13 protein-coding genes are annotated in these 13,351 nt (G+C 40.5%); 3 read left to right on the top strand and 10 right to left on the bottom strand.

The window, feature by feature from the left end; genetic code table 11:
- Position 1: 1 nt before the first annotated feature.
- The 9 genes from aspS to KO530_RS10370 all read right to left on the bottom strand — a co-directional run bounded on the left by aspS (position 2) and on the right by KO530_RS10370 (position 9,280).
- The gene (aspS, locus tag KO530_RS10410; RefSeq protein WP_216048346.1) at positions 2 to 1,768 is read right to left on the bottom strand and encodes an aspartate--tRNA ligase; all 1,767 of its coding nucleotides are present in this window, start codon (positions 1,766 to 1,768) and stop codon (positions 2 to 4) included.
- 298 nt (positions 1,769 to 2,066) lie between these two features.
- Positions 2,067 to 3,422 carry a sigma 54-interacting transcriptional regulator gene (locus KO530_RS10405; RefSeq protein ID WP_216048345.1) on the bottom strand — a complete coding sequence of 452 codons (1,356 nt, stop codon included), beginning with the start codon at positions 3,420 to 3,422 and terminating at the stop codon, positions 2,067 to 2,069.
- Positions 3,419 to 3,991 carry a hypothetical protein gene (locus tag KO530_RS10400; RefSeq protein ID WP_216048344.1) on the bottom strand — a complete coding sequence of 191 codons (573 nt, stop codon included), beginning with the start codon at positions 3,989 to 3,991 and terminating at the stop codon, positions 3,419 to 3,421. Before KO530_RS10400 ends, KO530_RS10405 begins: the two co-directional genes overlap by 4 nt.
- Complete coding sequence (locus tag KO530_RS10395; RefSeq protein WP_216048343.1) at positions 3,988 to 5,394, bottom strand: sensor histidine kinase; 1,407 nt, start codon at positions 5,392 to 5,394, stop codon at positions 3,988 to 3,990. Before KO530_RS10395 ends, KO530_RS10400 begins: the two co-directional genes overlap by 4 nt.
- A gap of 198 nt (positions 5,395 to 5,592) precedes the next feature.
- The gene (locus KO530_RS10390; RefSeq protein ID WP_252729088.1) at positions 5,593 to 5,856 is read right to left on the bottom strand and encodes a hypothetical protein; all 264 of its coding nucleotides are present in this window, start codon (positions 5,854 to 5,856) and stop codon (positions 5,593 to 5,595) included.
- A gap of 401 nt (positions 5,857 to 6,257) precedes the next feature.
- A complete protein-coding gene (locus KO530_RS10385) occupies positions 6,258 to 6,710 on the bottom strand; it encodes a TerB family tellurite resistance protein (protein ID WP_216048342.1) in 453 nt (150 codons plus the stop codon).
- 150 nt (positions 6,711 to 6,860) lie between these two features.
- Positions 6,861 to 7,313 (bottom strand): GNAT family N-acetyltransferase, encoded by a 453-nt coding sequence (locus KO530_RS10380; protein WP_353371167.1) that lies wholly within the window; start codon positions 7,311 to 7,313, stop codon positions 6,861 to 6,863.
- A 3-nt stretch (positions 7,314 to 7,316) separates the two neighbouring features.
- Positions 7,317 to 8,960, bottom strand: coding sequence for an ATP-binding SpoIIE family protein phosphatase (locus KO530_RS10375; protein WP_216048341.1), 1,644 nt, complete (start codon positions 8,958 to 8,960; stop codon positions 7,317 to 7,319).
- Between the two features lie 14 nt (positions 8,961 to 8,974).
- The gene (locus tag KO530_RS10370; RefSeq protein WP_216048340.1) at positions 8,975 to 9,280 is read right to left on the bottom strand and encodes an STAS domain-containing protein; all 306 of its coding nucleotides are present in this window, start codon (positions 9,278 to 9,280) and stop codon (positions 8,975 to 8,977) included.
- A gap of 206 nt (positions 9,281 to 9,486) precedes the next feature.
- Between KO530_RS10370 and yciH the strand changes: the two genes are divergently transcribed.
- The 3 genes from yciH to pheA all read left to right on the top strand — a co-directional run bounded on the left by yciH (position 9,487) and on the right by pheA (position 12,128).
- Complete coding sequence (gene yciH / locus KO530_RS10365; RefSeq protein ID WP_216048583.1) at positions 9,487 to 9,810, top strand: stress response translation initiation inhibitor YciH; 324 nt, start codon at positions 9,487 to 9,489, stop codon at positions 9,808 to 9,810.
- 27 nt (positions 9,811 to 9,837) lie between these two features.
- A complete protein-coding gene (locus KO530_RS10360; RefSeq protein ID WP_216048339.1) occupies positions 9,838 to 10,638 on the top strand; it encodes a response regulator transcription factor in 801 nt (266 codons plus the stop codon).
- 308 nt (positions 10,639 to 10,946) lie between these two features.
- On the top strand, positions 10,947 to 12,128 hold the full coding sequence (gene pheA, locus KO530_RS10355; protein ID WP_216048338.1) for a prephenate dehydratase: 1,182 nt from the start codon (positions 10,947 to 10,949) through the stop codon (positions 12,126 to 12,128).
- A 75-nt stretch (positions 12,129 to 12,203) separates the two neighbouring features.
- Here pheA and tyrA read toward each other — a convergent pair whose 3' ends face one another.
- Entirely contained in the window at positions 12,204 to 13,349 is a 1,146-nt protein-coding gene (gene tyrA / locus KO530_RS10350; RefSeq protein ID WP_216048337.1) for a bifunctional chorismate mutase/prephenate dehydrogenase, read from the bottom strand.
- Positions 13,350 to 13,351: the final 2 nt, after the last annotated feature.

Genomic DNA, 13,351 nt, shown 5'->3' with positions numbered 1-13,351 from the left:
ACTATTCGGCTTTTTTCTCTATGACTGTTGCAATGGATAGTTCTTTCAACTGCAAAGGGTTAGCTTCAGATGGTGCATCAGTTAAAGGACATGCAGCAGTGGTTGTTTTCGGGAATGCCATCACGTCTCTAATTGAAGTTGCACCAGTCATTAACATCACTAAGCGGTCTAAACCAAACGCAAGACCAGCGTGAGGAGGCGCGCCAAATTTAAGGGCTTCTAATAAGAAACCAAATTTCAATTCAGCTTCTTCTTCACTAATTCCCAACAAACGGAATACTTCAGATTGCATAGCTTGGTCGTGGATACGCACCGAACCACCGCCTAGTTCGACACCATTAAGTACCATATCGTAAGCATTAGAAATGGCGGTAGCAGGGTTCTGTGCTAGCTGAGAAGGTGTCATATCACGGGGGGCTGTGAATGGGTGATGTAGCGCATGGAAGTCTCCATCTACCTCTTCAAACATGGGGAAGTCAACAACCCAAAGAGGCTTCCACTCACCTTCAAGTAGGTCAAGATCTTCACCCAACTTCAAACGCAGAGCGCCCAAAGCTTCAGTAACCACATTGGCACTATCTGCACCAAACAAAATAATATCGCCATCAACAGCGCCACAACGCTTAACAATCCCCATGGCAACATCTTCGCTCAAGAACTTCAATATTGGTGACTGCAAACCATCCATGCCTGCGGAAAGATCATTGACCTTCATCCACGCTAAGCCTTTAGCACCGTAGATGCCGACAAAACTGCCGTAATTATCGATGTTTTTACGAGATAAAGCTGCGCCGCCAGGAACACGGATCACGGCAACTCTGCCTTTAGGATCGTTGGCTGGTCCAGCAAACACTTTAAATTCAACATCTTTAAGTAAGTCAGCTACGTCAACTAACTCAAGAGGGTTACGTAAATCTGGTTTATCACTACCAAAACGACGCATTGCATCGGCAAAGGTCATGTGAGGAAATTCACCAAGATCAACATTTAACATTTTTTGGAATAGTTGTTTAATTAAACCTTCGGTTATAGACATCACACCTGCGGCATCTAGGAAGGTTGTTTCAATATCAATTTGGGTAAATTCAGGCTGGCGATCAGCACGCAAATCTTCATCGCGGAAACACTTAACAATTTGATAATAACGATCCATTCCTGACATCATCAACAACTGTTTGAACAGCTGAGGAGATTGCGGTAGTGCGAAAAACTCACCTTTGTGAGTGCGACTTGGCACTAGATAGTCACGGGCACCTTCAGGCGTCGCTTTGGTTAGAATTGGCGTTTCAATGTCTAGGAAACCTTCACCTTCGAGATAACCTCTTACCGCACTGGTTACTTTAGCGCGAAATTTTAAACGATCGCTCATAATTGGGCGACGTAAGTCTAAATAACGGTACTTTAGACGCTGTTCCTCTGAGTTTTCTTGGTTCCAATCTAATGGCAAAGCGGCAGATTTATTAAGTATAGTCAGTGCCTTACCTAATATTTCAATCTCGCCAGTGGACATATCTTTATTAATCTGGCCTTCAGGACGACTACGAACCAAACCACTGATTTGCACACAAAATTCATTACGCAGACTATTCGCAGTGGCAAATACATCTTCCAAATCAGGATCATAAACTACTTGTACGATACCTTCGCGATCACGTAAATCGAGAAAGATAACACCGCCCAAATCACGACGTTTATTTACCCAGCCACATAATGTGACTTCTTGACCTATATAACTTGCGTTTATGTTTCCGCAATAATCTGTGCGCATGAAAAGCCTCTGTTGCCAGTACATAACCAATAATTTTATAAATTATGTCATGTAACTAAAAAATTATGGATAAAATCCGAAAGGATTGAAAAGCCGCATAGTATAAACAAATCCGCGCCAAAGCACAGTCTTGAGAGTAACATTTATGGGGGATTTTACTTCAACCGATGAAAAATCCTCAGTAGTGGCAGAAAATTTAACTAAATTAATCTTGTGTGCTGTAAACCAAACACCTTGAAGGCTAGATTCGCTCCCTCAAATTATTATTTGAAAGAGCGAATATAGTGCTTATTGCGGATTAGGCGACTTCAGGTTTAAAGTCACTTGAATGTAAATCGTGTTTTTTCATTAATTTGTGCATATCGGTTCGATTTCGCCCAGCTAATTCCGCCGCACGAGTCACATTACCATCCGTCATTTTCAGCAATTTTAACAAATAGTTTTGTTCAAACGCGTCTCTGGCTTCAGTTAATGTTGGCCATTTTTGCTCAGAAGCCGACAGTGCTTGCTCGACTAAATGCGAGGCAATAACCGATGTTTGTGTTAACGCTACACATTGTTCTACCACGTTAACCAATTGTCTGACGTTACCAGGCCAAGGTGCAGTAGCTAAAAGCTGCATTGCATCATCAGAAAAACGGCTGACATTAACGCCATGGCGTTCTGCACTTTTGGCTAACAGATAGCGCGTTAATAATGGAATATCTTCTGAACGTTCCCGTAAAGATGGCAAGGTTAAATTCACCACGTTTAAGCGGTAGTACAAATCTTCACGGAAGTTTTGCTCTTGCATTTCTTTGGTAAGATCTTTATGAGTAGCAGATATCACTCTTACGTTAATTGGGATCTGTTTACTGCTGCCCACAGGACGAATTTGCTGTTCTTGCAAAGCCCTTAGTAACTTAACCTGCAAAGGTACCGGCATATCACCGATCTCATCCAAGAAAAGCGTTCCGCCGTCAGCTTCACGAAAAAGACCTTGATGCTCGTTGACCGCTCCAGTGAAAGCCCCTTTTGCATGACCAAATAATTCAGACTCCAACAAATTTTCTGGCAATGCACCACAGTTAATGGCTACGAATGGTTTGTTCCCCCGAGTACTGGCTTTGTGTAATGCTTTGGCAAGCAACTCTTTACCGGTTCCACTTGCGCCACTTATCAATACACTGACGTCGCGCTTGGCAACTCTGAATGCTTGGTCAAGCAGTTGCTCCATCTGCATCGAGCGGGTGATGATTTCTTCACTCCAAGTTCCATTTTGAGCACTTTGACTTTGACTCACTGCTTTGACTAATAACTCTCGCAACGCTTCATGATCAATCGGCTTGGTGAGAAAACCAAAAACCCCTCTTTGCGTTGCTTCAACGGCATCTTGAATAGTGCCATGGGCAGTCATTAAAATGACTGGAATATCGCGGCGAAGGGATACAATTTCTTCAAATAAGCTAAGACCGTCTAAGCCGGGCATACGTAAATCACTAAGAACAACATCAAAACTCTGGGTATTGAGCAATCTTAGTGCCTCTTTACCACCTTCAGCTGTAGCAACTTGATAACCCTCTCCTTGCAATCTGATAGTCATCAAACGCAACAAATTTTCATCGTCATCCACTAACAATATACGTGGTAATGCGTTTGTTTCAGATTTGCTCATTGGCTTATCCCCTCTTTTTTCTCCATCATAGATGCCTCAATTTTTAATAATTGGTCGATTTGCTGTTGCTGTTCAAACAATCTTTGTTGTTGAACATCTAGTTCTTTCGATTGATTGGTATTCATCCGAGTGAGAATCGTCAAAGCAGATTCAAACTCTAATAATTCCTGACTTGGCCGATAAACCAACACAAATAACAGCTGTTTCATTTGTTCGGTAAGCGAAGGAATCAAGTCATCAGCCCAACCTTGCGCTCTTAATCTATTTTGATACGGCGTACCTTTGCCTTGGCTTAACAGGACTTTTTTCATTAACTCGCCCGTTGAATCTCCTAGCTGATTTATTAACTCTTTTCGTTGTGTCCAAGAAAGAGTGTCGTGTTCAACCCAGAAATCTAGCCAATATGTCAGTTCACAATTATGTTCAACCGCTGAATCAGCCACAAACAAACAAAATTTATTCTGCTCTGGTAAAATGATCGGTGTTACCGGTACGGCTTCTTTAGGTGTGATTTCACATCCAGCCAACCCAATAAAACAGCCTAAAAGCAATAATGTTAACTTTTTCATGCCGCCACCTCGTCTTGTGGCAAACTTACTCGCATGCATACGTCTGCGTAGTCAACATCAACAATTTCAACAGTGCCATGCATCATTCGTGCACAATCTGCAACTATAGATAAACCTAGCCCCGATCCTATCACTCTATCGTTACGTCTATGTTCACCACGTTTGAAAGGTTCAAATAGTGATTTACGCTGTTCCATTGGAATTTTCCGCCCACGGTTAGCCACATCCAAAATTAAGGTATCCTTTTGTTTATAAAGCTTAATATCTATAGGACGACCTGCCGTGCCATGGGCTAAAGCATTCGACAAAAGGTTATCAATTATTCGTCTATATAAATTGGGATCTACAGTCATATCTATCACTTTGTTATCAACATTCACTTCATTTTTATGCTGTTGTATTGCTAAAGCGTTATCGATTAATGCTGCTTCTAGCAAACTTTTAGTGTCTGTTTTTTCATACACAGGCTTAGCCTGTTGCAATAGTAAGTTGTAGTCAAGTAATTGTTCAATGAGTAAATTCAATCGCTCTGTACTACTGGTTAATAAACTAACCACTTCTTTTTGTTGATCATTTAGCGGACCAACAACACTTTCAGAGAGTAATGAACAACCTTCTTTGATACTTGCTAAGGGAGTTTTAAGCTCGTGGGAGGCATGCCGTAGAAGCGCATGACGCAAATGTTCAAGTTGATTTAAGCGATCGGCTAACCAGTGTAATTTGTGCTCCACTTCGATCAATTCTTTAGGACCGGAGGTAGAGACTTTAGGCAAGGTTTCTGATTGTTTGGCAATTTCACTGATAATGCGTTCAATTTTTGTCACCGGCGAAAGAATCAATTGGCTCGCAAAAATGATTAACAACAATGAAAACGTGACCAGTAGAGCCGTAGACCAGGCTTGAGTTTGTTGCACCGAATTTACGTAGTCTTGTTGTTGTTTAATGCGTTCATCGAGTAACGAATCAACTTGTTGCTGTAACTCTTCAATAGAGCGACGAAATTCCGCTAATTGCGCATCGAGTAAGAGTTTATCTTCGATTTGGCCGTTATTTTCAAACCATGCTATGCGTTTTTGTAAAGCAGAGCAGACGTATTCACTGGGTAATTCAGCACACACGTTAACTAGCTTGGTTTCAAGCCGACTGATTGAATTATCAGTCAGTTGCTTTAATTCAGGCTTTTTTAATACGTGATATTGGCGGATCAATCTTTCCACATCAATGGCGATATTCTCCATATCACCGATTTGTCGCGCCATGGTTACTGAAAATTGAGCTTCACTGGCCGCTATTTGCGCCATTTTAGTCAACGTACTTTGGCTATGCCATAGCAACACAGCAAGAGGAATCAGCGCGATAAGAAAACTGATTAATGTGAGTTGTCGTAACGATCCAATTTGCATTTTCATACCTTAAACTACTTCGTACAAATTGGAGTATCCTATGTCAAAGACGTAAATGAAACCAAACAAATAATGAGTTTTTCATAAAGAACCTCAACATAAGGTTTTTTAGGGAAGTAACACGGTTTCAGAGCCGAAAAAACCAGAATGTTGAGGTAAAAAGGTTAAGCGTCAAAAATTAACGAACTCGCTGCTTAGCTAAGCTTTTTTGTTAATTTGTTTAATTATATTTGATTCGGACAACTCTTCGGCACTGATCTTTCCATCACCATTAGTGTCAATTTTGCCAAACGCTGCCAACAAATTAGGATCCGCGACCGCTTCTCGAATACTGATCATACCGTCTTCATCTAAGTCCATTTCGGCAATAAGATCCGATTGGGCATGGGCTACACTGCTAACTACCGGTTGCAGCATCATCATGCCCGCAAACATTAAGCCCGTAAAAATAAACTTTTTCATACAACAATCTCCATTTGAACTGCTTAGCGAAAAGGAAGAGGCATCCTTGCCATGCAATGCGATTAAACGCATTCAGAATGACTTAAAGTAAGTTGCAAACGCCATCGCAGCCAATAACAAAACCGTTATTTATAAGTCACCTTCGCTGTGTTCTTCCTTGAAAAGCCGTAGGAACCAGTACAGCTATCACAGTTACACCTAGGGGCTATAACATGTTTTATGCCAGACTTGAATTACGTAATATATTCAATTACTTACAGTTAATTTTCGTTAGAAGGAACAGTAAAGCCAAGTGCTACCGTTACTTTTTCGCAACACCAACCGTTCAAGATTAATATTATCTTTACAATTCAATTGGTTAGCATGTCTTCAATCAATGACAATTGGCATTTTCACTGGGGTTAAGAGGTACTATCTGTCACTTTGAGTTTACTTTGTATGAATTGACTGTGGGGTATATGCAATAGATCTGAGATACGACGGATTAGGTGAATTTCGTGCACATCAAGGTGTTTATCGGCATAAGCCACCCGCCACAATGATTCTAAAATTTGCAGCTTTTCTGGCACATCACAGTGTTGGTTAATAGTTCTGGTAAACTGGTGGTAATCCACCGCTTGCCCTGCTTTATCTGAGGACAACTTGATTAAACTGTCTAGTTCATTGGCTGATAAATCAAAATGCCGTTTAAGTAATGTTTGATAAGCTAGTTGTTCCGACTCTTCAAACTTGCCGTCAGCCCGCATGATCTCATACAAAAGTACGGCTGTGGCTAATTCAACGGTGTGCTTTTCTGACACAGGTTCATTTTGTTGTAATTGTTGCTCAAACCAATCACCTAATGCTTTAAACATAAAAACTCCTACATTTTTAAAGCGAAATGTAAAAATAATACCGCTACTAAACGCAAAACAAGAGGTTTGGGCTGAATGGACTAACATTTACGTTTGCTGACCCAATTTAAGGGTGGTATTTCAAAATTCCACCCTAACCTTTAATCGTATTTAGTTTTCAGTCTCAAACATATAATAATGACTCGCTTTCATGCCAAGTTTTTTATAGGTTTCTTGAGCCACCAAATTATCGTGCTCAACATATAATCGAAAGCCACAAACCCCTTGGGATTGTTCAGCTAATTCTTTTACTTTTTGATATAGCATTGAATATACGCCTGTGCGTCTGTTTTCAGGACGAACATACACACTTTGAATCCACCAAAACTGGCTATTTCGCCAATCACTCCATTCCGAGGTCACCATTAAACTTCCAGCAATAGCACCATCATCTTGCTCGGCAACTAAATAAAAACCCTTTGCTCTGTCTTTAATAAGTGCGCTGACGCCGGCACTTAATACATCACCTTGCAGTTTTTTTTGTTCAGTTTCCCAAGCCATTGCTTGATTAAAATCCACTAGCGCTTGGATATCGGCTTTTGAAGCTTGTCGTATTGTTATCACTATTTACACCTTAATTGTCGCTGATACAGAGCGTCCTTGATCGGAATATTGAACGCTTTGACATAATGTTTTAATTAGAGGAATTCCCCTGCCATAGGTATCAGAGTCTTGACTTGCCTGAATTTTTTGAAAGTCAAAACCCTCCCCCGAGTCCGATAAATTAATCGTCAAAATATTGATATTAGGGGTAAAACTAATCGCGATTTTGATTTCGCCTTGAGTCAATTTCGCTAATCGTTGATTACGCAGTTTAAAATATTCGAAGAACCCTTCAGTGGACTTTTTAATATCTGAATTTAATTTCAAAATACCGTGATCTAAAGAATTCATAAACAATTCGCTAATCACAGTAGATAAATCAGAACGCACTTTTTGCATACCCAACTGGCTACACACCATCACCACAACATCATATATTGGCGTAAATTGGGTTAACTGTTCGACTTTCATATCAACACTAATGTTAAAGGGTAATCGCGTAATTTCGATTTCAGCTTTTAAATCATCAAGATTTTGGCAGGTATAACTCACGAAGGTTATGTCGTCTAGTTGCTCGGCTTTTCCTCTATATTTTTCAGTTCGCTGGATAATTTGTTCTACAGTCATCAAAGGATTGGATGCCAACCAACTCATTACCACCTCCTCCCCTAACATTTGTTCTTCAGCGTTGGTAAGCTCAATAACGCCATCGGAATATCCTATTAATCTGTCACCGATTTTTGCATTAAAGTATTCAACATTTTCCTCAAACTCATCGACTTCAAGAATCCCCATTGCCATATGCGACGAAATAAATCGTTTTGATATGCGCCCCTCAGGCGTCATAACGGTGAGGTCTGGCATGCCTCCATTCCAAACAGAAAACTGATGACCTGACGCTGAAATTTCAACGACAACTGCCGCAAAAAACATATCTGAGGGCAGCAATGCTAAAAGAATTTGATTGAGGGTTTGTGAGATTTCAGAAACTGAAACGCCTTTTCTAGACATCGCTTGAAATGCTCTAGCCACAGGAAGCGCACCAATAGCTGATGCTAAACCATGACCGGTAAAGTCACCCATTAAAAAGTACATGCCTCCAGAGGGACTAGGTTCAGTTAAAAACACATCACCATTAAATGTACTGGCCGGGGCTAAGCGATAGTCAAAATATTTCGTGGTGGCTTGATTGATAGTTAAGGCATTCGCAAAAATATGTTCAACAATGGCGTGCTCTCGTTCTACGCCCCTGCGAAAATAATTTAATTCGGCATTTTGCTTATTGGTGCGAATACTCAATAGTCGAGTACGGGCATGGGCTCTTATTTTTGCGGTTAAAATAGTTCGGTCAAAAGGTTTGGTAGCAAAATCATCACCGCCCACTTCAAGACATCGAGCTAACGCAGGCTGATCATCCATGGCGGTAATAAATATCACTGGTAGGTAGATATCACCTGCCATTTTTTTAAGAAGCGGGGCCACGTCATACCCGTCCATATCAGGCATAACCACATCAAGTAACACAAGGTCTGGACGAATCTTTTTAGCTAATTGCAGCGCTTCTCTACCCGACTCAGCTTCGAAGCAATCTAAATATCCAGCCTCTTCTAACATATGAACCAGCATGAACCGATTCAGGGATTCATCATCAACTATTAATATACGCAAAGGTATTGACTCATCTAGGTCATATCGAACTTTTTATCAAAACGTGAAATCTTTAAAATTTTAGCCACTTGTGGACGACTGTTAGCAATTTTAAAGGTGGTAACTTTATCCTCCATCGCTTTTTGCATATTCAACAACATACCTAATGCGGAACTGTCCATGTATTCTGTATTCGACAGGTCTACTATGATTGTTTCAACATCATTTGAAGCGGATAAATAAGCGTCTCTAAATTCTTGTACTTTGCCAAAATCGAATTTTTCTTCCATGTAGATTATTAGCTCTTTTCCTCCGTCACCGGGGCGGGTCTCCAAGCTCATTTGTGACTCCATTTTTTACTTCTTGCTAAATTGCCCCTACTTTCGCACACAGATTCTATTTGGCAACTCTTTTTAGTATAGCCAAGATAAATATGTTTCAGCGAGTTAGTTTGTACCAGTTAAATGCATTGATCATTCTGATGTGGTTTTAATAGGTGCATTTTTTGTCTAAACTGGAGATATCCTTAGATTCAATTATTTCACATATGTCACAAAATAATCTTGTATACAGCACCGGCATCGGTAGATTAGAACCTCAAGTAAAAGAACAACCGAAATCAAAAAACACTGATGGGATAGTCAGGATTCGCCGCGAAACCAAAGGCCGGAAAGGTAAAGGTGTGACCACCATAGATGGCGTTGACTTACCAGCAGAGGCTTTAAAAAATCTATGTTCTGAGTTAAAGAAAAGCTGTGGAACAGGCGGCGCTATTAAAAACGGCGTGATCGAAATCCAAGGTGATAATCGCGATAAAATTAAACTGCTTCTAGAGAAAAAAGGTCTAACAGTCAAACTTGCAGGCGGTTAACCTTTACAACATCACTTCAGGATTTTTATGAACCATATTTCGTTGAGCGACGTCAATATTCTACTAATTGAGCCATCTGACACCCAAAGAAAAATCATTTCATCTTTGTTAATCAAAGAAAATGTCGGCTCCGTAGATTCTGTCTCCACTCTTGCAGAAGCTAAAAGCGTACTAAGATCTCACGGTAGTGATGTGGTGGTAAGTGCTATGTATTTTGAAGATGGAACAGGTTTAGATTTAATAAAACACATTAAAGGTAACGTGGAAACAGCCTCAATTCCTTTTATGTTAGTGAGTAGTGAAAATCGCGTCGCCAAATTAGAAGAATTTAAACAGGCCGGTGTCGCAGCCATTTTACCTAAGCCTTTTGAACCCTTGCATCTAGCAAGAGCATTAAATGCCACTCTAGACTTAATTAATTCTGAAGAATTGGATTTAGAATTGTACGATATTAAGGATGTGCGAGTGCTATTAGTGGATGACAGTCGTTTGGCGAGAAATCATATTCACCGCGTATTGGAGGGCATGGGATTAAGCAATATTAAAGAAGCTGAAAATGGCGCAACAGCACTGACTCTGCTCAAAGATAATATTTTCGACTTGGTTGTCACTGACTACAATATGCCAGAAATGGATGGTCGTGAATTATCTGAGTATATCCGATTTAATCCGGACACCTCGCATATTCCAATTATTATGGTAACCTCAGAAGCCACCAATAGTGCTCACATGGCGAATATCCAACATACCGGTGTTAACGCGTTATGTGACAAACCCTTTGAAGCACAAGAGGTACGTAAAATTCTTGCCACTTTGTTAGGTAGTTAACGGTTAATTCAACGAAGTTACATTGAAATTAGCAATAACTAATATCATCTTGCGATTGACAATATGGCGTTGAATTAATAGATTCTGCTCACCACTATCAAATCCAGTGATGAAGCTAGCTTGCAACTGGTTTCTTTACTCCTTTGAAGAACTTACAGATAGTTATTATATTTACCTGAAAAAGGCGCTCAAAACCGGTTTCATTACTTTTATCCACGGCCAATGGGAAAATATGATAATCCACTAGTTTTCTGCAAAGCCTCCATAGTTGGAGGCTTTGCATTTATAGTTTAAATAAAGTGAATTTTATGTCGACCTCAGAACTACAAAAATTACGAGAACAAATTACCGCTCTTGACTCCGAGTTACTGGAGATGTTGGCAAAACGTCAACAATATACCAACAGTGTTGCGGAAACAAAAATTCGCAATCAAATTCCGGTTAGAGATCATATACGAGAAGAAGAGCTTTTGATCAGGTTGATCAAAAAAGGACAAGAGTATGGCCTAGATCCACATTACGTCACGCAAATATTCCACGTAGTGATTGAAGATTCTGTACTCAACCAGCAGGCACTGTTAGCGGAACGAGCCAATCCAGGTAGTCGTCTGCCATTGAGCCGTGTTGCATTTTTAGGTGATAAAGGGTCGTACAGTTATTTAGCGACACAAAAATACTTTTCTAGAAGAGCTGGCGAATTGTTAGAAATTGGCTGTTCTAGTTTTGCAGAAATTGTCGAAAAAGTGGAATCTAATCAAGCTGACTATGCGGTACTACCTATCGAAAACACAACATCGGGCAGTATCAACGAAGTTTACGATTTACTGCAGCATACTAGCTTGTCAATTGTTGGTGAGCTAACTCATCCGATAAATCATTCATTGTTAGCATCAACAGATACGGATATTAGCAAAATAAAAACACTGTATGCCCACCCTCAAGTCTTTGCTCAGTGCAGTTATTTTTTAGCAGAATTAGGGAATGTAGAAGTTAAACCCTGTGCCAGTACCTCGGCAGCAATGTTAATGGTTAATCAACTTAATAGTGAATCTGTGGCAGCAATTGGCAGTGAGGCGGGAGGTAAGCTTTACGGCTTAGCTGCAATAAAGTCGAATCTGGCTAATCAAAAAGAAAATCATAGCCGCTTTATTGTTGTCGCTAGAAATGCAGTGAAAGTACCATTACAAGTGCCTGCTAAAACGACGTTAGTTATGTCAACAGTGCAAAAACCAGGGGCCCTAGTTGATGCTTTATTGATTATTAAAAATAATCAAATCAATATGACCAAATTAGAATCTCGACCAATCACGGGCAACCCATGGGAAGAGATGTTTTATATTGATGTAGAAGGTAATGTACAAGATGGGCCGATGCAAAAAACCCTAGAAGAATTAGCAGCAACGACCCGATACTTTAAGGTGCTTGGCTGTTACCCTAATGAAGAAATAAATGCGACTAAAGTCGCCGCAGTAAACGCCTTAACGGCTTAGTACTGCAAGGCATAAAAAATGCCCCTAATAGGGGCATTTTTTTGTTAACGCAAAAACTGTAACATCTACCTAATGTTAGGAATTAACATCCATAACTCTGTCATCGTCGGCCTTCAATAATAGCTTTTTACTGCTAACCAAACATTGCTTGGCGTAAGGGCCAAACCAATGTCCGATACTAAAGAATTGTTTAACAAATTCACCTTTGTCACCTTCTTCTAATAGTTTTAAAGCATCATCGAAACGATCACGGAAACGTTTAAGCAAACCTATACTTTCAGCATTGGTGAAAATGATATCTGCGTATAACTCGGGATCTTGCGCGAATAATCGGCCAACCATTGCCAACTCTAGGCGGTAAATAGGCGAACTAAAGGCAACTAACTGATTCAGATCAGGATCTTCACCGGCTAAGTGAGCGCCATACACAAAACTACTGAAATGGCGCATTACCTGAATAAATGCCATGGCATCATCGTGCTCTTTTGCCGTGCTTTCATGCACGATAGCACCCCAGATTTTGATTTGTTCAACCAACCATTGATATGTTTCAGGTTGTCTTCCATCGCACACCACAACCACTTGTTTTACCAAGCTTTGTACATCTGGACCAAACATAGGATGTAAGCCAACAACAGGCCCTTTGTGGCAGGCCATCATAGCTTTGAGCGGGTTAAGCTTAGTACTAGTCACATCGGCTAAAATACAATTTTCCGGCAATAATGGACCTAGTTTTTGAATAATAGATTCAGTTATTTTGATAGGCACTGCTACCAACACTAACTCACTGTTAGCGAGTATATCCGCAGCATTTGGCCAATCGCTTTGTTCTAGCACGGTCACTGCATAGCCACTTCGGGTAAACATATCCACAAAAATACGTCCCAAAGCCCCTGCTCCACCGACTACCACAATTTTTTTAATTTCAGGGGCTTTACACAGATATTGGTTATTCTGAGTTTGGTATGACTCTCGCATTATTCTGCGTAGCAAATCTTCGATTAAATTTGGCGGAACGCCTTTGTCTTGTGCTTCGTCTCGGCGTTTTGCAATCAGTTCAGCTTCCCGCGTAGGAACATAAATAGGCATACCAGTGCGACTCTTAAACTCGCCAACTTGAGTGGTCAAACTGGCTCGTTGAGCCAGTATATCGACCAATTGGCTATCTAATTTGTCAATTTTGACGCGTAATTCATCAAGCGAAATGGGTTTGTCTGGCATGC

The organism is Aliiglaciecola lipolytica, assembly GCF_018860635.1.
Classification (GTDB): Bacteria; Pseudomonadota; Gammaproteobacteria; order Enterobacterales; family Alteromonadaceae; genus Aliiglaciecola; species Aliiglaciecola lipolytica_A.
Note: the sequence above shows the minus strand (reverse complement) of the source record. Positions and strands in the feature narration are given on the sequence as shown.

What these genes read in the sequence shown, in the direction of transcription:
- aspS (WP_216048346.1), bottom strand. Translation starts at nt 1,768, where the DNA reads ATGCGCACAGATTATTGCGGAAACATAAACGCAAGTTATATAGGTCAA.
- KO530_RS10405 (WP_216048345.1), bottom strand. Translation starts at nt 3,422, where the DNA reads ATGAGCAAATCTGAAACAAACGCATTACCACGTATATTGTTAGTGGAT.
- KO530_RS10400 (WP_216048344.1), bottom strand. Translation starts at nt 3,991, where the DNA reads ATGAAAAAGTTAACATTATTGCTTTTAGGCTGTTTTATTGGGTTGGCT.
- KO530_RS10395 (WP_216048343.1), bottom strand. Translation starts at nt 5,394, where the DNA reads ATGCAAATTGGATCGTTACGACAACTCACATTAATCAGTTTTCTTATC.
- KO530_RS10390 (WP_252729088.1), bottom strand. Translation starts at nt 5,856, where the DNA reads ATGAAAAAGTTTATTTTTACGGGCTTAATGTTTGCGGGCATGATGATG.
- KO530_RS10385 (WP_216048342.1), bottom strand. Translation starts at nt 6,710, where the DNA reads ATGTTTAAAGCATTAGGTGATTGGTTTGAGCAACAATTACAACAAAAT.
- KO530_RS10370 (WP_216048340.1), bottom strand. Translation starts at nt 9,280, where the DNA reads ATGAGCTTGGAGACCCGCCCCGGTGACGGAGGAAAAGAGCTAATAATC.
- yciH (WP_216048583.1), top strand. Translation starts at nt 9,487, where the DNA reads ATGTCACAAAATAATCTTGTATACAGCACCGGCATCGGTAGATTAGAA.
- KO530_RS10360 (WP_216048339.1), top strand. Translation starts at nt 9,838, where the DNA reads ATGAACCATATTTCGTTGAGCGACGTCAATATTCTACTAATTGAGCCA.
- pheA (WP_216048338.1), top strand. Translation starts at nt 10,947, where the DNA reads ATGTCGACCTCAGAACTACAAAAATTACGAGAACAAATTACCGCTCTT.
- tyrA (WP_216048337.1), bottom strand. Translation starts at nt 13,349, where the DNA reads ATGCCAGACAAACCCATTTCGCTTGATGAATTACGCGTCAAAATTGAC.